Source organism: Streptomyces sp. NBC_01006, from assembly GCF_045162725.1.
Taxonomy (GTDB): domain Bacteria; phylum Actinomycetota; class Actinomycetes; order Streptomycetales; family Streptomycetaceae; genus Streptomyces.
Window position 1 is genome coordinate 655,316 of record NZ_CP108700.1, and the last position, 19,449, is coordinate 674,764.

The 19,449-nt window shown below is 73.6% G+C and carries 15 protein-coding genes and 1 pseudogene; 8 read left to right on the forward strand and 8 right to left on the reverse strand.

The window, feature by feature from the left end; translation table 11 throughout:
* Positions 1–29 precede the first annotated feature (29 nt).
* From OG509_RS02900 to OG509_RS02910, 3 genes are read left to right on the forward strand one after another with little or no spacing between them, the layout of a single operon-like run.
* Positions 30–1,409 carry an NtaA/DmoA family FMN-dependent monooxygenase gene (locus OG509_RS02900; protein WP_406179815.1) on the forward strand — a complete coding sequence of 460 codons (1,380 nt, stop codon included), beginning with the start codon at positions 30–32 and terminating at the stop codon, positions 1,407–1,409.
* A complete protein-coding gene (locus tag OG509_RS02905; protein WP_406179817.1) occupies positions 1,406–2,452 on the forward strand; it encodes an LLM class flavin-dependent oxidoreductase in 1,047 nt (348 codons plus the stop codon). Before OG509_RS02900 ends, OG509_RS02905 begins: the two co-directional genes overlap by 4 nt.
* A gap of 11 nt (positions 2,453–2,463) precedes the next feature.
* Positions 2,464–3,606, forward strand: coding sequence for an LLM class flavin-dependent oxidoreductase (locus OG509_RS02910; RefSeq protein ID WP_406179819.1), 1,143 nt, complete (start codon positions 2,464–2,466; stop codon positions 3,604–3,606).
* 30 nt (positions 3,607–3,636) lie between these two features.
* Here the strand turns inward: OG509_RS02910 and OG509_RS02915 are convergent, their stop codons facing one another.
* Together OG509_RS02915 and OG509_RS02920 are read right to left on the reverse strand one after the other, a co-directional pair.
* Positions 3,637–3,987, reverse strand: a complete 351-nt coding sequence (locus OG509_RS02915) for an HAD family hydrolase (protein ID WP_406179821.1) — start codon at positions 3,985–3,987, stop codon at positions 3,637–3,639.
* Between the two features lie 113 nt (positions 3,988–4,100).
* On the reverse strand, positions 4,101–5,741 hold the full coding sequence (locus tag OG509_RS02920; RefSeq protein ID WP_406179823.1) for an FAD-binding oxidoreductase: 1,641 nt from the start codon (positions 5,739–5,741) through the stop codon (positions 4,101–4,103).
* A gap of 61 nt (positions 5,742–5,802) precedes the next feature.
* Between OG509_RS02920 and OG509_RS02925 the strand changes: the two genes are divergently transcribed.
* Positions 5,803–6,483, forward strand: coding sequence for a TetR/AcrR family transcriptional regulator (locus tag OG509_RS02925; RefSeq protein WP_406179824.1), 681 nt, complete (start codon positions 5,803–5,805; stop codon positions 6,481–6,483).
* Between the two features lie 99 nt (positions 6,484–6,582).
* On the opposite strand, the gene OG509_RS02930 is transcribed toward OG509_RS02925, so the two are convergent.
* Both OG509_RS02930 and OG509_RS02935 read right to left on the reverse strand, forming a co-directional pair.
* Positions 6,583–7,332: a hypothetical protein gene (locus tag OG509_RS02930; RefSeq protein WP_406179826.1), complete on the reverse strand. Its 750-nt coding sequence runs from the start codon at positions 7,330–7,332 to the stop codon at positions 6,583–6,585.
* Positions 7,333–7,463: 131 nt separating this feature from the next.
* Positions 7,464–8,300, reverse strand: coding sequence for a class I SAM-dependent methyltransferase (locus OG509_RS02935; protein ID WP_406179828.1), 837 nt, complete (start codon positions 8,298–8,300; stop codon positions 7,464–7,466).
* A gap of 205 nt (positions 8,301–8,505) precedes the next feature.
* On the opposite strand from OG509_RS02935, the gene OG509_RS02940 reads away from it, so the two are divergent.
* Positions 8,506–9,552 (forward strand): substrate-binding domain-containing protein, encoded by a 1,047-nt coding sequence (locus tag OG509_RS02940; RefSeq protein ID WP_406179829.1) that lies wholly within the window; start codon positions 8,506–8,508, stop codon positions 9,550–9,552.
* Here the strand turns inward: OG509_RS02940 and OG509_RS02945 are convergent.
* The 3 genes from OG509_RS02945 to OG509_RS02955 are packed head-to-tail and all read right to left on the reverse strand — an operon-like array spanning position 9,536 to position 13,082.
* Complete coding sequence (locus OG509_RS02945; RefSeq protein WP_406179831.1) at positions 9,536–10,246, reverse strand: TSUP family transporter; 711 nt, start codon at positions 10,244–10,246, stop codon at positions 9,536–9,538. The two genes, OG509_RS02940 and OG509_RS02945, sit on opposite strands and share 17 nt — an antisense overlap.
* Positions 10,243–11,655: an amidohydrolase family protein gene (locus tag OG509_RS02950; protein ID WP_406179832.1), complete on the reverse strand. Its 1,413-nt coding sequence runs from the start codon at positions 11,653–11,655 to the stop codon at positions 10,243–10,245. Before OG509_RS02950 ends, OG509_RS02945 begins: the two co-directional genes overlap by 4 nt.
* A complete protein-coding gene (locus OG509_RS02955; protein ID WP_406179834.1) occupies positions 11,652–13,082 on the reverse strand; it encodes a uracil-xanthine permease family protein in 1,431 nt (476 codons plus the stop codon). Before OG509_RS02955 ends, OG509_RS02950 begins: the two co-directional genes overlap by 4 nt.
* Positions 13,083–13,381: 299 nt before the next feature.
* Between OG509_RS02955 and OG509_RS02960 the strand changes: the two are divergent.
* The 3 genes and pseudogenes from OG509_RS02960 to OG509_RS02970 all read left to right on the forward strand — a co-directional run.
* A pseudogene (locus OG509_RS02960) lies at positions 13,382–14,113 on the forward strand (DUF4139 domain-containing protein); the annotation flags it as partial.
* 389 nt (positions 14,114–14,502) lie between these two features.
* Positions 14,503–15,393, forward strand: coding sequence for a DUF4139 domain-containing protein (locus OG509_RS02965; protein WP_406179836.1), 891 nt, complete (start codon positions 14,503–14,505; stop codon positions 15,391–15,393).
* A 7-nt stretch (positions 15,394–15,400) separates the two neighbouring features.
* A complete protein-coding gene (locus tag OG509_RS02970) occupies positions 15,401–16,960 on the forward strand; it encodes a mucoidy inhibitor MuiA family protein (protein WP_406179838.1) in 1,560 nt (519 codons plus the stop codon).
* A 29-nt stretch (positions 16,961–16,989) separates the two neighbouring features.
* Here OG509_RS02970 and OG509_RS02975 read toward each other — a convergent pair whose 3' ends face one another.
* Complete coding sequence (locus OG509_RS02975) at positions 16,990–19,413, reverse strand: SpoIIE family protein phosphatase (RefSeq protein WP_406179839.1); 2,424 nt, start codon at positions 19,411–19,413, stop codon at positions 16,990–16,992.
* Positions 19,414–19,449: the final 36 nt, after the last annotated feature.

The window sequence follows — 19,449 nt, forward strand, 5'->3', positions numbered from 1 at the left end:
CTCCGCCTCCGCCTCCGGAAGGACGCACCATGACCGCCAAGCCGCTCAAGCAGATCCACCTCGCGGCCCACTTCCCGGGCGTCAACAACACCACCGTCTGGAGCGACCCGGCGGCCGGCAGCCACATCGACTTCGATTCCTTCGTCCACTTCGCCCGGACCGCGGAGCGCGCGAAGTTCGACTTCCTCTTCCTCGCCGAGGGGCTGCGCCTGCGCGAACAGGGCGGGCAGATCTACGACCTGGACGTCGTCGGCCGGCCCGACACCTTCACCGTGCTGGCCGCCCTCGCGGCCGTCACCGACCGCCTCGGGCTGACCGGCACCATCAACTCCACCTTCAACGAGCCCTACGAGGTGGCCCGCCAGTTCGCCTCCCTGGACCACCTGTCGGACGGCAGGGCCGCCTGGAACGTGGTCACCTCCTGGGACGCGTTCACCGGCGAGAACTTCCGGCGCGGGGGCTTCCTGCCCCGGGAGGAGCGCTACAGCCGGGCCAAGGAGTTCCTGGCCACCGCGCACGAGCTGTTCGACTCCTGGGACGGCGGCGAGATCGTCGCCGACGCCGGATCCGGCACCTTCCTGCGCGACGCCCGGGCCGGGGCCTTCGCCCACAAGGGCCCGCAGTTCGACATCGAGGGCCGGTTCAACGTGCCGCGCAGCCCGCAGGGCCGTCCGGTGATCTTCCAGGCGGGCGACTCCGACGAGGGCCGCGAGTTCGCCGCCTCCGACGCCGACGCGATCTTCGGCCGGTACGGGACCCTCGACGAGGGCAGGGCGTTCTACGCCGACGTCAAACGCCGCCTCGCGAAGTACGGGCGTACGCACGACCAGTTGAAGATCCTGCCCGCGGCCACCTTCGTCCTCGGCGACACCGACGCCGAGGCCCGCGAGAGCGCCCACGAGGTGCGCCGCCTCCAGGTCAGCGGGCAGACCGCGATCAAGTACCTCGAACACGTCTGGAACCGCGACCTGTCCGGCTACGACCCCGACGGCCCCCTGCCTGACATCGACCCCGTGACCGGCGAGAACACCATCGCCCTCGGCCGGGCGAGCGTGCGCCAGTTCCGCGACCCGCTGGAGACCGCCCGGCAGTGGCGCGCGCTCGCCGAGGCCAAGAACCTCTCGATCCGGGAACTGGTCATCGCCACGGCTTCCGGCCAGACCTTCGTCGGCTCCGCGGCGACCGTCGCCGAGCAGATCGACACACTGGTGCAGGCGGACGCGGCCGACGGCTTCATCCTGGTCCCCCACATCACCCCGGGCGGCCTCGACACCTTCGCCGACACCGTCGTCCCGCTGCTCCAGGAGCGCGGGGTCTTCCGCAGCGAGTACGAAGGCACCACCCTGCGCGACCACCTCGGCCTCGCGGTGCCACAGACGGACTCCGCCCGACGGGCAGCGGCCTCGTGAAGTTCCTGGCCATCACCCTGATCACCGACAACACGGACCCGGTGACGGGCGCTGGCGCCCCCACCCGGGAACGGTTCCGCGAGGTCGTCGCGAGCGCGCTGCTCGCGGAGGAGCTCGGCTTCGACGGGTTCGGCGTCGGTGAGCGCCACGAACGGCCGTTCCTCTCGTCCTCACCGCCCGTGGTGCTCAGCCACATCGCGGCGCTGACCCGGCGGATCCGCCTGTTCACCGCCGTCACCACGCTGAGCCTGCTGGACCCGGTCCGGGCGTACGAGGACTACGCGACCCTGGACCATCTCTCCGACGGCCGCCTCGAACTGATGATTGGCAAGGGCAACGGCACGGCCCAGCGCGAGCTGTTCCACGTGACCCCCGAGGACCAGTGGGAGCGCAACGCCGAGAGCTACGAGCTGTTCCGGCGGATCTGGCGCGAGGACAAGGTCAGCGCCGAGCCGCGCTTCCGCCCCGCGCTGTCCGGAGCGGAGGTGCTGCCGCGGCCGCACCAGCGCACCCTGCGCGTCTGGCACGGCAGCGCGACGAGCCGGGAGTCGGTGGATCTGGCGGCACGGTACGGGGACCCGCTGTTCTCGGCGAACGTCACCCACCCCATCGGTCCGTACGCGGAACTGGTCCGCCACTACCGGGAGCGCTGGGAGCACTACGGGCACGACCCGGCCCGTGCCGTCGTCGGCGCGGGCACGGCCGGCTACCACGCGGCACGCACCTCGCAGCGGGCCGTCGCCGCGTACCGGCCGGCCTTCGCCCGGTACCTCGCGGCGCACCGCGCGCAGGGCGTGGAGCCTGTGTTCGCGACCCTGGAGGACTTCGCCGAGCGCAGCTCGGCGCTGATCGGCAGCCCTCAGCAGGTGATCGAGAAGGTCCACCGCTACCACGCGGAGTTCGGCCACACCGTCCTGCACCTGCAGGCCGAGGCGGGCGGGCTCCGGGAGGCGGAGCACCGAGCCTCCCTCGAACTCTTCCAGTCGGAGATCGCCCCGGTGCTGCGCCGGGAGATACCCGACCCGTCGTTCCCCGATCTGTAAGGAGCCAGGCCATGTCCGGAATCCCCCTCGGGGTCCTCGACCTCGTCCCGGTCGCGTCCGGTTCGACCGCCGCCGAGGCCCTCACCAACAGCATCGACCTGGCCCGCCGTACCGAGGAGTTCGGCTACACGCGCTACTGGTTCGCCGAGCACCACCTCAATCCGGGCGTCGCCGGGACCTCCCCGGCGGTGGTCCTGGCCCTGACCGCGTCCGCGACCAGCACCATCCGGCTCGGTTCCGGCGCCGTCCAGCTCGGGCACCGAACCGCGCTGTCGACGGTGGAGGAGTTCGGCCTCATCGACGCGCTGCACCCCGGCCGCCTGGACCTGGGGCTGGGCCGCTCGGCGGGGCCGCCGCAGCGCCGCCGCCCGGTGGAGGACGGGGGCGAGCCCGCCCCGGCCACCCAGGTCACCGGCGGGTACACCCCGAACGGGCTGCGCATCCCGGACCGGTTCTCCTTCGCCCACCTGCTGGGCCATCCGCGGGTGGCGCTCCAACAGAAGCTGCTCAACCTGCCCGGCGCGCAGCCGCAGGACTACTCCGAGCAGGTCGACGACGTCCTCGCGCTGCTGCGCGGCGAGTACCGCACGCCGGAGGGCGTGGAGGCGCACGCCGTTCCCGGCGAGGGGGCCGACGTACAGGTGTGGATCCTGGGCAGCAGCGGTGGGGTGAGCGCGGAGACGGCGGGCCGCAACGGGCTGCGCTTCGCGGCGAACTACCACGTCAGCCCGGCCACGGTGCTGGAGGCCGCCGAAGGGTACCGGGCCGCCTTCAAACCGTCCGCGGAGCTGGACCGGCCGTACGTGACGGTCTCCGCCGACGTGGTGGTCGCCGAGGACGAGGAGACGGCCCACGAGCTGGCCACCGGGTACGGGCCGTGGGTACGCAGCATCCGCACGGCCGAGGGTGCGATCCCCTATCCGACGCCTGCCGAGGCGCGCACCCTTCCCTGGTCGGAGGAGGACCGCAAGCTGGTGGCGGACCGGGTGGAGACCCGGTTCGTGGGCTCACCCCGCACCGTCGCCGACCATCTGGAACGGCTGCGGGAGGCGACCGGCGCCGACGAACTGCTGATCACGACGATCACCCACCGGCACGCGGACCGGGTCCGCTCCTACCGGCTGCTGGCGGAGGAATGGCGGCGGCGCGGCTGACGGCCGGCCGTGGGAATCGTGCACGCCGGGTCACCGGCCGAGTTCCTCGCTGCCGGCTGAGGTGACGAGGACGACGCGCCAGCCGCGCCGGTCGAGGGTGCGCAGCAGTTCGTCCGCCGCCTCGATGCGGGGCAGCCGGTCGAAGAAGGTGCCGTAGAGGGTGTCGTGCGCGGTGCTGAGCACATCGTCTTCGCCGGTGTCCCGGCCGTCGCCCAGCAGGTGGGCGAGCAGGTCCTCGCCCGGCAGGCCGGTCGCCCGGTGGATGGCGTGCACGGAGACGTCGTGGCCGGCCTGGCGCAGTGCCTCCCACCAGCACACGCCATGCAGATGATTGGTGTCGGCGAGCGTCCCGTCGACGTCGAACAACGCGGCTCGGTCCATGGGCGGCGCCTACCCGTCTCCGACCGTGCAGTCCTTCCGCAGGCGTACGAGGTTTCGGCGGCGCCGGACCGGCAAGGCGCAACCGTGCAGCCCGCAGCGGGTGCGCCGTCCGCTCAGCTCCGCTCCCCGTCGAAGAGAACTCCGGGGTTCAGGATCCCTGCCGGGTCGAGTGCGTGTTTCGCGGCCCGCAGCGCCCGGGCGAACGGCTCCGGGCGCTGCCGGTCGTATCCGGGGCGGTGGTCGCGGCCGACGGCGTGGTGGTGGGTGACGGTCACCCCGTGTGCGCCGAGCACGTCCATCGCGGCGGCCTTGATCTCGTCCCACATCGCGACCTCCGAGCCTCGCCTCGCCGGGGCTATGACGGTGAAGTAGGGGGCGGGGCCGTCCGGGTAGACGTGGGTGAAACGGCAGTTGATCATCCCCTCGGCGCCGGTGACCCTGCGTACGACGGCGCCCAGGTCCCGGTGCACGGCCTCGTACAGAGCCCCGGCACGGTCCCAGGTGCAGGCCGTTTCGAAGGTTTCGCTGATCACGCTCATCCGCGCGAGTCCGTCACGCAGGTAGGGCATGCGAAGGAACGCGGAGCGCCACGCGCCGGCCGCGGAGTCATCGGCGGGACCACCCGCCGCGGACGGTGTCAGGGCCGGGGTCACGGACGGCGAACCGCCGTGATCCCGCGCCAGGGCGACCAGTTCGGCGAGCCGGTCGGCGACGGGGAAGTGCGCGGACTCCACCCCGAGGACCAGTACGCTCCGGCAGCCGCCGGCCACGCCAGCGAGCGCCGCCTCTCCCGGGTCGAGCAGCCGGCAGTTGGCCGGGTGCAGGCCCGACTGCGCGATGGCGCGGACCGCACCGGCCGCGGCCTCGAAGTCGTCGAACAGGACCGAGGCGGACGCCTTGTGGCGGGGCCGGTCCTGGAGCCGCATCCACGCCTCGGTGATCACCCCCAGCGTGCCCTCCGATCCCAGGAACAGCCGGTCGGGGGACGGGCCCGCACCCGAACCGGGCACGCGCAGCGACTCGTTGACGCCGACCGGGGTGACCACACGCAGGGACTCGGTCAGGTCGTCGATGTGGGTGAGGAGCGTGGCGTAGTGGCCGCCGGCCCGGGTCGCCAGCCAGCCGCCGAGGGTGGAGAACTCGAAGCTCTGCGGAAAGTGGCGCAGGGTCAGTCCGTGCGGCCGTAGTTGGGCTTCCAGGTCGGGTCCGAGCACGCCAGCCTGGATCCGTGCCGCCCTGCTCGCGGTGTCGATGTCCAGTACGCGGTCGAGGGCGGCGAGGTCCAGGGACACCACGCCGCGGCGCCGGTCGCCGCGGTACTCCACTCCCCCGACCACCGAACTGCCGCCCCCGTAGGGCACGACGACCACGTCCGCGCTCTCGGCCCAGTCCAGGACGTCCACGACGTCCTGCTCGCGGCGGGGGAAGGCGACCTGGTCCGGAGCCGCCCCGAGTTCGCCGCGCAGAGCCCGTACGACGTCGCGGTAGGCCTTGCCGTAGGTGTGGGAGGCCCGGGCCGGCGGGGTGTCGGACATCAAGTGGGCGAGGGAGGACGGCGGGGTGACCCGGGCCTTGGGCAGATCGACGGACCGGATGTCGGGTACGGGCAGCGGGGTGTCGGCCGCCCCGGGGACGAGCGTGCCGAGGGCGACGCACTCGCTGTCGGGCAGGGCCTTGTCGTCGGTGCCCCAGCCCCACCAGGAGCGGCGGCGCCCGGGCGAGGTGAGCGGGGCGGCGGGCACGGTCTCGGCCATGGCGATATAACCCTTCGGTAATTTACCGCTTGGTAATTTACTCCACCGTATAGTTCCCTTCATGGACTCCACAAGCGCCGGCGCCGCGCCGGGCAGCCCCCCGACCACCTCGTCGCCGCCGGGCAGGCGCCGGGGCAGACCGGCGGGGACGAAGGGCGTACCGCGCGCCGAGCGCGAGGAGCAGATCCTCACCGCCGCGCTGGAGGAGTTCGGCCGGCACGGGCACGCATCCGCGTCGATGGCCGCGATCGCCCGCAGGGTGGGCGTGACGAAGCCGATGCTCTACGCCTACTTCGACTCGAAGGACGGGCTCTACCTCGCCTGCCTCGAACACATCGCCGCCCGCGTCATCGCGGCCATCGACGAGGCGATGTCCCGCGGACCGGCCGCGACCGACGAGGAGCAACTCCCCCACGCCGTCCTCACCGGGCTCTTCACGGCCCTCGAAGAACGGCGGCACGCCTGGTTCGTCCTCTACGACAGGACCTTGCCGCCCGGCTCCGAACTGCGCCTCGCCGCCCAGCGGCACCGCGAGGCCGTCGACGTACTCGCCGCGACGGGCACCGCGGCGCTGCTCAGCGGCCGCGGCAACGAGGACCCCCTCGACGCCGACGCCCTCAAGCACGTGTGGACGGGCACCGTCAGCGCCCTCATGGGCTGGTGGATCGCCCACCCCGACCAGTCCGCCCAGGACATGAGCAGCCGCTGCGCCCGTCTGCTGACGGCCATCCGCAACGCCTGAGGAGCAGCCTCCGATCGGCTCGTTCGGCACCCCCGGGCCGGAGGCAGAGCCGACAGGCCCGGGGAAGCACCGCGTGGTGGCGCCCGCAGTACGGGACGGTCAGGTGGTGGCCGGCACCGGAGTGTTTTCCGTCTCCTTCCCGGCCACTGCCTCTTCTGCGGCAACCGGGGCCCCGGCCGCCTCGCCGTGGTGCGGGAGGGCCGTGTAGTACACGGTGGCGCCCTGCTTGACGCGCTCCGCCAGGCTGCGGGCGACCAGACGTTCGGTGGTCGTGCGCACCAGGTTGTCGCTGACACTGCGGTCCGGCTGCGCGGTCTTCAGGGCCTGGGCGATCTCGCGGGCCGTCTTCGGCTCCGCCTGGCCGCTCAGGTGCCGGTGGATCAGCTCGGTCAGCGGGACCTGCTTCTCCTTGGACGCGACGGCCTTCTCCTTGGGAGCGGCAGCCTTCTCCTTCGGCGTGGCGGCCTTCGCCTTCGCGGGCTCCTTCGCCGCGGCCTTCACGGCGGTCGTCTTCCTGCCGGTCGACTTCTTCGCCGTCGCCTTCTTCGCGGTGGTCGTCTTCGCGGTGGTCGTCTTCGCGGTGGTGGTCGTCGCGGTGGTGGTCGTCGCGGTGGTGGTCGTCGCGGCCTTCTTGCCGGTGCGCGGGGCGGGCACCGCAGTCGCGATGCCACCCAGGGCCGCCCGCATCCCGACCAGGAGTGCGTGGTCCTGCTCCAGACCGGCCAGGCGCCCCTGGAGGGAGGCGATCTCCTCTCGGATGCGCTCCTGCTCGCCGGTGTTGAGGTCGAGGTCGGCGGCGACCTTCTCTGCGTACTGGGACTTGAGGGTGGGAATCTCCTGAGCGGACATGCGGGCTCCTTCGATGGACGGTGTTGGGTGCGGACTCTACTCAGGTGACCTGTGAGGTGTGTGAGTTTGAGCGGTACCGGGCCCAAAGGAAGCGCCTGCGGTCGGAGTTGCTCGCCTCTCGAATGTGTGGCCTAGGGACGGGTGGCGGTGACCAGGTAGTAGTCCAGGATCTGCTGCTCCCAGGCGGCCAGGAAGTTCCGCGGCCAGGTGCCCGGCTCCCAGAGGCGCGCGAGCCAGCGGTCCCAGCCGGGCCAGACCTGCGGACCGATCGAGTCGATCCGTACGTCGACGAAACCGGCGTCCGTCAAGGCTTCGTCGAGGCCGGAAACGGGCCTGGCGATGTCCAGGCCACTGGCGAACGAGTCGAGCAGCCCCGCGAGCCGCTGCGCCGGCGCGGGCGCACCGTCGACGCTGAAGAAGCTGGCGATCGCCACCCGCCCGCCGGGGCGCAGTACCCGCGCCGCCTCGCGGGCGAACGCGGGCAGGTCCGGGAAGTGCTGGGCGGCCTCGACGCTGTACAGGCAGTCGAACTCGGCCTCGCCGAGCGGCAGGCTCTCCGCCGCCCCGAGCACGAAGCGCAGCCGGGGCGGCCGGGCTTCGAGGAGGAGGGAGTTCGCTTCGCGGGCCCGCCGGAGCTGGTGGGGGTGGACGTCCACCCCGGTCATCTCCGTGGGCCCGTACTCCTCCAGGGCAAGGGCGCACCCGAGGCCGAGACCGCAGCCGACCTCCACGGCCCGACCGCCCGCGGGTCCGACCGCGTCGAGTACGTGCCGGTAGAGGTCCTGCTCGCTGCGGATCCGGTCACCTTGGGACAGCGGCTGTTCGAGATCGACCGCCTGCCAGTAGCCGAAGTTGATGAACCCTCCGGCGAACACCGGCACGGCGCTGAGATCGGCCGGCCCGTAGGTCTCCCACACCTCGGGCCGCACGACCGGAGCGGGCTGTTCTGCAGGGGTTCCCGACAACACCGCACCACCTCCTCGTGACGGGGCGTTGCGCCCCGGAGTCCCCAGTGTGGCGTGTGGGCCCCCGTCGCGACAGAGGACCCGCCCGGCCTGCGGCCGAAGGCGCGGGTCCTGGGGGATCATTGGCCGACCCGGAAGGCGCTTTCGTCGTGCGGGTCGGCGAGGATGGCGGGGTCACCCGTCCGCAACACCTGAGGAGTCCGCGCAGATGCCCGCGTCCGGTCCCGGCCCCAAGCCTCCGACGATCGCCGATGTCGCGCGCGTCGCCGGGGTGTCGCGCACGACGGTCTCGCACGCCCTCAACGGGCTCGGCAAGGTCGACCCCCGCACCCGGGAGCGGATCAAGCAGGTTGCCGTCGAGCTCGGATACCGGCCCAACCTCCGCGCCCAGCGGCTGCGGCACGGGCAGGCCAAGGCCATCGCGCTCGCCTCCTCGATGCCGTTCGCGGTGGCCGGCGGGCCCTCCCGGCTCGGGTTCTACATGGAGATCGCCGCCGCCGCGGCCGAGAGCGCCCTGCTGCACGACTACGCCCTCGTGCTCGTACCGCCCGTCCAGTCGGGTTCCGGGCTGCACTCCGTCGACATCGACGGGGCCATCGTCGTCGAGCCGGACGTGAACGACCCCGCCACGGCCCGGCTGCGGGAGCGCGGGCTGCCGTACGTGGCGCTCGGCAGGCCCGTCTCCCCGGACGAGCAGGCTCCGTACGTGGACCTGCGCGGCGGGCTCGTCGCCGAGATGCTCCTCGCCCACCTGCGCGAGCAGGGTGCCGAGCGGCCCGCACTGATCATCGGGTCCGGCGAACGGCACTCCTCCGTCGACGCGCGCGAAGCCTACGGACGCATGGCCGCTGAACACGGCTGGCCGCCGGTCGTGGAGACCGCCCCCGAGGCGGGCGGCGAGCAGGCCGGATACGAGCGCTGCGCGGCCCTGCTCGCCGAGCATCCCGGGATCGACGCCGTCTGCGCGCTGGTGGACGCCTTCGCGGTCGGTGCGGTCCGGGCGATCCGGGACAGCGGGCGGACCGTACCGGACGACGTCATGGTCGTCACCCGGTACGACGGACTGCGCGCCCGTACCTGTGATCCGCTGCTCACCGCCGTCGACCTGCATCTGGACCGGGCGGCGGCCGACGCGGTGGAGCTGCTGCTGGGACGGCTGCGGGGCGGGGCGGAGCCCGCCGTGCCCGTGACGGCGGCGCCCGCGCCCCGGCTGGTCGTACGGGCCTCCTCGCTGCGGATCACACCCCCAGCATGAGGACCACACCGGAGACCAACGCGAACAGCAGGACGAACAGGCGCATCCTGCGGGCGTCCAAGCGGTGGTGCACCAGCCGGCTCAGCCACGCCCCGGCGGCGATCGCCGGAAGCAGCAGGACGGCCGGGCCCAGGTCCTGGACACGGCCCTGCCCGGTGGCGAACAGCAGTACCAGCGAAGCCACTTCACCGATGAGGAAGCAGACGGCGACGGTGGCGCGCAGCTCCGCGGGCGGCCGGTGCTGGTAGACCAGGGCGAGCGGTGGGCCGCCCACGCCGGTCGCGGTCTCCGTCAGCCCCGTCACCGCGCCCGCCCCGACGTAGGCGGCGCGGCCGGGGGTGAACGCGGGTGCGGCGAGGCTCACCGCCGCCGCCAGGACGGTGGCGATGCCCACGAACAGGCCGAGGCTGCGGTCCGGGATCAGCCAGAGCAGTGCCAGCCCGCCGGGGGTCGCGGCGAGCCGGGCGACGGTGATCCAGCCGGCGCCCCGCAGATCCAGCGCGGCCCGCTCGCGCCAGGCGACGTACAGGTTCAGCGGGACCATCGACGCCAGGACGAACACCGGGAGCAGGCCCGGATCGAGGATCCCCGCCACGGGGGCGACGATCAGGGCGAAGCCGAGCCCGCTGCTGCCCTGGACGAAGGCGGCCACGGACACGGTGAGGGCGAGCACCGTCAGCGTCGCGGGGTTCATCGTGCGGTGTTCCGCTCACGGGCGGCCGTGGAGGTGGGGTGGACCCGGGTGATGGGGGCCCGTTCCACGGCGACGCGGGCCAGTTCGGCGGCTCGCCGTACGAGCGCGGGACCGTCCCATCCGGTGGGCCGGCCGCGCCACAGGCGCATCCGGCCCGCGACGAACACGGCGGTGATCTGGTCGCGGTTGCCACGGCGTACCAGCTCCCACGGCAGGTCCCAGGACAGCGCGAGTTCGGGGTTGGTGACGTCGACGAGGAGGAAGTCGGCGGCCAGGCCCACCGCGACGGTGCCGGTACGGGAGGCGAGGCCGACGGCGTCGGCGCCGCCGTGGGTGGCGTGTTCGAGCCAGGTCCACCCGGCGCCGCAGGAGGAGTCGCCGGTGGCCAGGCCGTACGCGATCCGCTGGGCGAACTCGGCCGCGTCGGCGAGCCGGAACCCGTCGCCCCGGGTGCCGTCGGTGCCGAGCCCGAAGCGGATGCCGCGCTCGGCCATGGCGGTGGCCGGGGCAACGGCGTTGCCCTTCCAGGCGCTGGCGACGGGGTTGTAGCTGACGGCGGTACCCGTGTCGGCGAGCAGGGTCATCTCGCGGGGGGTGAGCAGGGTGGCGTGTGCGGCGAGCAGTTGCGGGCCGAGCGCGCCGATGTGGTGCAGGTGCTCCAGCGGGCGCATGCCGTGGCGTATCAGCGAGCGTTCGACTCCGGCCAGGTGCTCGTTGACGTGGATCTGCACGGTGGCCCCGGCTTCCGCGGCGAGCCGGGCGGTGCCCCGCAGGGTGGCGTCGGTGGCGGCCTCGGGGACGGAGACGGCGAGGGAGGCGTGGACGAGCGGGTCGCCGTCGTACCGGGCCAGGTGCTCGCCCGCGGCGTCGAACACGGAGGGGCCGTCCGTCGCGGCGCCGGCGTCGTCGCAGACGAGTCCCAGGACGCAGCGGATGCCCGCGTCGCGGGTGGCCGAGGCCACGACGTCGACGTCCACGCCGGTGCGGTTGCCGGCGTCGGCGACGGTGGTGAACCCGCCCCGTAGTGCTTCGAGCGCCGCCAGTTTCGCCGCGGTGTACGCCGACTCCTCGTCCAGGGCGCCCTCCAGCGGCACCCAGACCCGGCGGAAGATCTCCGACGGCTCCCCGTAGGCGAGAGCGGAGCCGAAGCTCTGCGTGAGGTGGTGGTGGGCATCGACGAAGCCGGGCATCAGGAGGTGGCCGGGCAGCCGTACGGGTTCGAGGTCCGGGTGCGTGCGCCCCAGCTCCTCGGCGGGGCCGACGGCCCGAAAGGTGCCGTCGGCGACGATGACCGCCGTGCCGTCGCAGGGGCCTTCGGGCAGCAGTACGGCATCGGGTACGAGGAGGAACGGGCCGGAGCCTTCAAGGAGGTCGCGGTGGTCGCGGTGGTCGTGGATGAGCTGGTTCATCGGTCGCTTTCCGTACGGGCTGTGGCGACGCGCGCGGCGACGCCGGGCCTGACGTGGTGGAAGAGGAAATGGAGCAGGGCGGCCACGAACGCGCCGACGGCGACGCCGCTCTCCAGGAGGATGCGGAGGTTCGGCGGGAAGCCCGCGTACACGCCGGGGATGAGGATGGGCAGCAGGCCGAGCGCGAGGGCGACGGCGCAGACGAACGTGTTGGTGTGCTGGTCAAGGTCCGAGCGGCCGAGCATCTGCACGCCGAGCACCGTGATGACGGCGAACACGACCATGGCGGTGCCGCCGATGACCGCGGACGGGATGACGCTGACGGCGCGGGTCACGGGCGCGAGGAAGCCGATGGCGATGAGGACGACGCCGGCCGCGGCGGTGACAAAGCGGCTGCGCACGCCGGTGACGCGGACGATCCCGATGTTCTCGCCGCTCGTCACCATCAGCGGCAGTCCGAGGAATCCGCCGGCGAGGGAGGTGAGCGCGTCGCCCCTGATGGTCTTGGGGACGGCGGTGCGCCGGTCGATCTCCTTGCCGACGGCCTCGGCGTTGATGACGGTCTGCCCGGTGGCCTCCGCCATGGAGGCGAGGCTGTAGAGCATCAGCGGCAGCGCGGCCACGAGGTCGAACCGCGGTGAGCCGAACGGCAGCAGCTGCGGGGCGTTGAACAGGCCGCCGTCGGCGGCGCGGCCGAGGTCCACGGTGCCGAGGACTGCCGCCAGTGCGGTGCCGGCGAGCAGGCCGAGCATGACGGCGAGCCGGCGCACGATGCCGGTGGACACCAGGTAGAAGACGACGGTGAACCCGATCGTGGCCATGCCGAGCCCGAGATGCGCGGGATCGGCGAATCCCGGCTCGCCGGGACGCCCGGTGACGAGGACGGCGCCGACCTTCACCAGGTTGACGCCCACGATGACGATCATCGTGCCGATGACGAGGGTGGGAAAGAAGGCCAGCAGCCGCGAGAAGACGGGGAGGACGACGAAGGAGAAGAGCGCGGTGAGGATAACCGCCCCGGTGGCCGTGCGCAGGCCGTGCTGCTCGGCGATGGCGAGGAAGAGCACGAGGGGCGCGCCGCCCGGCAGCATCACGAACGGGAGCCGGGGACCGAACTTCCAGGGCCCGAGCGACTGGATGAGGGAGCCGACGCCGGAGAGCACGAAGGCCGCGGAGAGCAGGTTGACGGTCAGGCGCGGGTCGAGGCGGAGGGTGGCGCTCATCAGGAAGATCGCCGAGATCGGTGTGGCCGCCATGACGAGGACGTGCTGGATGCCGAAGAGGAGGATCCGGCCGAGGGGGCGGGACTCGTCGACGGGGTGGACGCCTTGGGGGTGTGTGGCTTCCGGGTCGGCGGTGTGGGAGTCGGGCGGCTGCGGCGTCGGGGGCTGCTGGGTACCGGGGATGGTGTGGCGGGGACTTGACACGTTCGAGCTCCGATCGGCGTTCGACACGCATGAGTTCAGCCGCGATCCGGCCCTGGACGGGGAGCCAAATCGATTTGGCCAAATCGATTTGGCCGCCAGTATGTGAGGGCCCCGGACGGCCGTCAAGGGTCCCGGCAACCGACGCGCGGCCCTCGGGCGTAGGCTTCGCTGAGCACGGGCGCGACGGGGGCGGGGCGGGGCACATGACGAACAAGACGGCACGGACCTGGGGTTCGACCCTCGATTCGGTCGTGGTGTACGCGCAGGGGGCGGTCTGCCGCCGCCTGGTCCGCGGCAGCATGCCGCCCGGCGCCCGGCTGCGGGTGACGGGACTGCCCCGCTCGCTGGACCCGGGATCCCTGCGGGCCCGTGTCCTGAACACCCCCGCAGTACGCGTCACCGAGGCCCGGGTGGAGGTCGAAGCCGAACCCCTCGGCGCCGGCACACCCGACGCGTTGCGGCGCGAGGTCGTGCGGTTGCGCGAGGAGTGCGCGGCGGCGCAGGGCCGCCGGGAGCGCCAACTGGTCCTGATCGAGGAGGTCAGGGGTCTGCACCCGGTGCCGCCGGAGCGCAGGCGCGGGGACCCGCACCGCCGCACCCCGGTCGACGCATGGCTGGAGCTCGCCGAGTTCGTGGACGCCCGGCTGACACGGCTGCACGCGCGTCTCGTCGAACTGGAGGAGGCGCAGCGCCTCGTCGAGCACGAGCTCTCCGTCGCCGCGGACAGGCTCGCCCGCGCCTCCACCGACGCGCCGTCGGCGCACGTGGAGACCACGGTCTGCGCGGTGCTGACCCTCGACGGCGCCACGGACGCGGAGGAACCGGAACCGGAGCTGGAGCTGGAGCTGGAGCTGGAGTACGCGGTGCCCGGCGCCGTCTGGGTGCCCGGCTACCGTCTCACCCACCGTCAGGGCGACGGCGCCGGCCGTCTCCTGCTGCGCGCCTCGGTCGCCCAGCGCACCGGCGAGGACTGGACCGGCGTACGCATCGCCCTGGCCACCGCCGACCTCCGGCGCCGCACCGACCTCCCGAAGCTGCGCTCGCTGCGGATCGGACGCCGTCAGCCCGCCCCCGCACCGTCCGGCTGGCGCGAGCCTCCGGCGGGGCTCGCCGGCCTGTTCGCCGGGTACGAGGCGGCCGGCGCGCGTCCGGCTGTCGGGGCCGGCTCCGCGCCCGGTGCCGTTCCGCCACCGCCGCCCGCTCCCGTACCCGTACCGGTGTCGGCACCGCCGCCGGCCCCGCAGGGTTACGGCGCGCGGCCCGCTGCATTCCCGGTACCCGGCGGCGCGGACGGCGCCTCCGGCTTCGGCGCCGCCGTGCCCGCCCCCGCACCACCGGCCCGCTCACGGGCCGCCGGCAGGCCGGGTGGCGGCGGCGCGGGCTTCGCCGGGCGCGCCCCGCCGCCCTGGCATCCGCACCGATGGCCCCCGCGGCTCCCGGCGGGGCACCGCCGCCGCCCACGCCGCCGGCCGGTCCGCCGCGGCCGAGCGGCGCCGAGCTCGACTACGCGGCCCTCGTCCTGTGCGGCCCCGACGAGCAGAGCGGTCGCCGGGGCCGGCTGTTCCCGGACGCCCCCTTCGACCCGGTCGCGGCCGAACACCGGCGCCGCGCCGAGGCGGTGGCCGCGCTGCCGCTGCCCGGACACGCCGTGCGTCCCCGCGAGTCGGCGGGATCCTTCGACCACCGCTTCGATGCCGCCGCCCGCGCCGACATTCCCTCGGACGGCACCTGGCACACCGTCACCGTCGGCGAGATCCCCCTCGGTCTGCGCACCGAGTACCTCTGCGTGCCGTCCGTCGAGCAGACCGTGTACGCGACGCTGGTGCTCTCCAACGCCACCGACCAGGCCCTGCTGGCCGGCCCGGTGGAGGTCACCGTCGACGGCCAGTTCCTGCTGACCGCCGCCCTGCCCACGCTCGCCCCCGGCGGTGTCCGCCGGGTGGGGCTCGGGCCGGCCGAGGGCATCGCGGTCACCCGCCGTACGAACCTGCACGAGTCGACCGCGGGCCTGCGGGGCAACACCACCGTGCTCGACCACCGCGTCCACGTGGAGCTCGCCAACCGGCTCGCCGGGCCCGTCACGGTCGAGGTCCGCGAGCGGGTGCCGGTCACCACCGAGCCGGACGTCCGGATCGAGGAACGGGCCGACTGGACGGCACCCGAGGAGGGCGCGGGCCCCGAGCACCACGCACCGGGTACCCGCATCTGGCGGGTGGACCTGCCCGCCGGCGCCACCACCGCCCTCGACGGCGGCTACGAGATCCGCATCCCGGCCGGCAAGGGCCTGGTCGGCGGCAACCGCAGGAGCTGACACAGCCATGTCCACGGCCCCCATGCCGATCGCCCTCCCCGTCACCGCGGTCACCTGTCTGGAGGACCGGGCCCACGTCGAGCGCACCGCCGTGCTGGACCTGGAGGCCGGCGTCCAGCGGCTGCGTCTCGGACCGGTCAGCGCACTGGCCGTCGACCGCACCCTCCATGCCGAGCTGACCGCCGATCACCCGGCGGCCGTGCTCGACGTACGGATGGTCCGCACCTGGACGCCCGGCGGACCGCTGCCGTCCCCCGACGACTCCGCCCTGCGCCGCCGCGTCCACGAACTGGAAGGCGAGCGGTACGCCGCGGAGCAGCGGCGCGACCGGCTGCACGCCCGCCTCGACGTGCTCGGCCGCCTCGCCGCCGATCTGCTGCGGGACATCGGCGAGGGAGCCGGCTCCGGGGAGAGCGACGGGCCCCGCTGGGCCCGTGAACTGGACCGGGTGGACGGTGAGCGCGAGGAGTTCGGCGAGGAACTCCGCTCGGCCCAGGCCCGGTTGGTCTCGCTCGATACCGAACTCGATGCGGTCCGACGGGCCATGGCCGGGTCCGGGACGGAACCCGCCGAGCTGGTCGGCCATGTCGAGCTGACCGTGGACGCCTCGGCCGCCGGGCCGGTCCGACTGCGCCTGAGCCACCTCACCCCGTGTGCGCTGTGGCGTCCCGCCTACCGGGCCGTACTCGACGGCGACCGGCTGACGCTGGAGACCGACGCGATGGTCTGGCAGCGCACGGGCGAGGACTGGTCCGACGTACGGCTGACGTTGTCGACGGCCCGGTCGGCGCTGGCCACCGATCCGCCGCGGCTCGGCGAGGACCGGCTGACGCTGGGCGACCGTACTGCCGCCGAACGCCGTTCGGTCGACGTCGAGTTGCGCGAGGAGGCGATCGGGGACATCGGCCCGGCCCCGGTGCTCGGCCTGCCGGGGGTGGACGACGGTGGTGAGGCGCGGGTGCTGGGCTCGCCCACACCGGTCTCCGTACCCGGTGACGGGCGCGCCCACCGGGTGCCGCTGTCCGCGTTCACCGCGCCCGCGAGCAGCGAGTACGCCTGCTCGCCCGAGCTGTCCCCTCAGGTCACCCAGGCGGTGCGGTTCGACAACGGGTCCGGCCACGCGCTGCTCGCCGGTCCCGTGGACCTGGTCCGGGCGGGCGGGTTCGGTGGCCGCGGCACGCTGGACTTCACCGCCCCCGGCGCCCCGGTCGTCCTGGCCTTCGGCAGCTGCGACGACCACAGCGTGGTCCGGGAGGCCGAGGAGTCGCGGACCACCGCCGGAATCGCCCAGCGGACCGTGGTGACCCGCACGGTCCGCCTGCACCTGTCCCGGTTCTCCGCGCCGGCGGAGCACGGCGAACGGGTGGTCGTCGTACGGGAGCGGATCCCGGTCTCGGAGGTCTCGGCGGTGGAGGTGCGCCTACGCAAGGAGGCCTGCTCCCCCGCACCCGCCGCGGTCGACGCCGAGGGCATCGCGCGCTGGGACGTCGCGCTCCCGCCCGGCGGCCGGCGCACGGTCACCCTGGTCTACGAGCTGTCGGCGAGCGCCAAGGTCGCGGGGATCTGACGCGTCGCACCGGACGAGGGCCGGCGGGGTCAGCCGACCTGGATTCCGATGACGCAGGTGTCGTCGTCCGTGTCGGAGCGGCTCTCGGCGAGGAGGCGGTCCAACTGGTCGTCCAGGTCGCCGACCCCGGAGGCCGCCGCGCTCACGAGGTGGCCCAGGGAGTCCTCCACCGAGGAGTCCCGCCGCTCCACCAGCCCGTCCGTGAACATCAGCAGGGTGTCGTCCGGTTCCAGCTGGATCTCCCGTTCGATGTAGGTGACGTCCGGCAGGGCTCCGAGGAGCAGGCCCTCGATGAGCGGGAAGACTTCGGGCTCGCCGCCGCGGACGAGCACGGGTGGCAGGTGCCCGGCGCGCGCCCAGCGCATCACCCGGGTACGGGGGTCGAAGAGCCCGCAGACGGCGGTGGCCGTCACGTGCTTCGCCAGGTGGTGGGTGACCGTGTTGAGCCAGGACAGCAGTTGGGCGGGGCCCGCGCCGGTCACGGCGAGGCCCCGCAGGGCGTTGCGCAGGACGACCATGCCGGTGGCGGCCTCGATGCCGTGTCCGGCGACGTCTCCCACGGAGAGCATGATCAGCCCGGAGGGCAGGACCACGGTGTCGTACCAGTCGCCGCCGACGAGCGACTCGGACTCCGCGGGCCGATAGCGGACGGCCACGCGCAGGCCCGGGGCTTCGACGGCCGGCGGGGTGGGCGGCATGATGGCGTGCTGGAGTTGAAGGGTGAGGCGGTTGCGTTCCGCGGACTCGGCCGCGGTGTGGGCGAGCTGGTCCCGGGTCGCGGCCAGGGCGACTTCGGTCCAGTGCTGGGCGGAGATGTCCTGGTAGGCGCCGCGGATGGCGTGCAGGCGCCGGTCGGCGTCGAGGACGGGCTCGGCGACGACGCGGATGTGGCGGGTGATCCCGTCGGACCTGCGCAGGCGGAGATCGACGGATGCGGGGCGGCGGTAGCTCAGGACGGCCCGCAGGAAGCGGCCGAGGGCGGCGGAGTCGTCGGGGTGGGCGTAGCCGGGCAGTTCCCGCAGCGGTACGGGCGGGGCGCCGGCCGACAGGCCGTGCAGCGCGTACAGCTGGGCGTTCCAGGTGATCTCGCCGGTGACGAGGTTCTCCTCGAAGCCGCCGATCCGGCCCAGGCGCTGGGCGTGCTGGAGGAGGTCGGCCAGGCGTGCCGTCTCGTCCTCGATCCGCCAGATCAGCAGGACGGCCGCGCCGTGCCGGCTGACGCTGATGTCCGCGACCGAGGTCAGCGGGATCTGGTCGACGAGGGCGGTCAGGCTCATGCGTTCGGCCCTGAAGGGTTCGCCGGTCGCGTGCACGCGCTCGATGATGTCGAACAGCCCGTTCTCGCCGGCGGCCATCGGATAGGCCTCCAGCAGCAGGGCGCCGTTCACGTCGGCGCGCTGCCGTCCGGCGGGGTCGACGAAGCGGCTGCTGGCGTGGCGGATGCGGAAGTCGGTCAGCCGGCCCTCGGGATCGAGGACGGGGGTGAGGATGACGGCGGGGTCGTGCAGTCCCTCGGCGAGGTCGGTCAGCTCGGAGACGTCCGGGAGTACCGCTTCGGGGAGGTCGGGATCGCCCGGGGCCGAGGTGTCCATGGTGCGGGCGCAGAGTTCGGCGAGGGCTTCGACCTGGCGCTCGATCTGCGGGGGCTGCGGCGCCAGGGGCCCGGGCCAGCAGATTTCGAGGACGCCGTGGATGCGGCCGCCCGTCCCGGCCGGTACGGCCATCCGTCCGCCGTCGGGCCAGTGCAGGTGCGCGATCGAGGGCAGTCCTTCGCGTTGCAGGCGGGCGAGGGTGACCAGGCGGCGCTCGCGCAGGGCGAGGCGGGCGACGGTGGAGACGCCCGGGGGGACGTGGCGCCAGCGCGCGGCCTCCCCGGGCGGGAATCCGGCGTACCCGGCGAGGGCCAAGGAGCCGTCGGGCGCCGCGGTCCACACGGCGACGGCGATCGCTCCAAGGGGTTTGAGGGCGTTCGTCAGGAGGGATTCGGCGACCGCCTGGGTGTCGTCGGCGGCGGCCAGCATCCCGCTCTCGGCGGTGCGCAGCCGGACCGCCACCCTGGTGGACGGCTTGGCCGGTTCGAGCGTGCCGGTGCGCTCGACGAACTCGGCGGCGACCTCGCTGACGTGGTCGCGGGCGGCCTGGTTGACGATGTCGGCGGCGAGGTCGAGCGGGGACAGCCCGGTCTCGCGGGACAGCTCGTCCAGCTGCCGTGCCGCCGCAGCGGGGGTGCAGCTGAGTTGTCCGATCAGGATGCCCTTGGCCAGTTCGACCAGGGCCCTGCCGTCCGCGGCGGCGTGCGCCGCCTGCACCTCGCCGCGCAGCCGTTCGACGGTGGCGACGAGGCGGCCCAAGGGGGTCGGGGCCTGGTGCGGGATCGTCTTGCGGCAAGGCTCCTCGGTGACCGCTTCCGGTGCCCGCGCATCGCCGTGCCACTGTGTGTCGGGGGTGCTCACGGTGCTTCCGGCTCCTTGCTGGGGCGGTCCCGCTCG